Source organism: Cobetia sp. SIMBA_158 (genome assembly GCF_046566945.1).
GTDB classification, from domain to species: domain Bacteria; phylum Pseudomonadota; class Gammaproteobacteria; order Pseudomonadales; family Halomonadaceae; genus Cobetia; species Cobetia amphilecti.
The window spans coordinates 1-259 of the sequence record NZ_JAWJYL010000607.1; the positions used below are offsets into that span (position 1 = coordinate 1).

Sequence of the window (259 nt, forward strand, 5' to 3'; positions counted from 1 at the left end):
CCACGAAGGATCTGCCGGATCAAAACTGATTAAGGCACATAAAATAAATATTGCAGCAAAGGTACTGATAATCAGCCCTGTTTCTAATAGTCTTTGCACACCGTTTAGGCGCATAACTTCCTATCCCTCTTATTATTCTATTTATTACACTTCAACAGCAGTCAAATACCTTAGCAGGAAATGCAATTTGATGCACTTTATCTTAATGTGTATGGCCTGATTATGAACACGTTTTTATAAATTTGAGCCTGTTTACCTT

General features: G+C 36.3%; 1 protein-coding gene. It reads right to left on the bottom strand.

All coding sequences use genetic code 11. The features are described from left to right. A partial coding sequence (locus tag R2R70_RS21260) for a DNA translocase FtsK 4TM domain-containing protein (RefSeq protein WP_410979089.1) occupies positions 1-114 on the bottom strand: 114 nt, incomplete at its 3' end. Positions 115-259 lie beyond the last annotated feature (145 nt).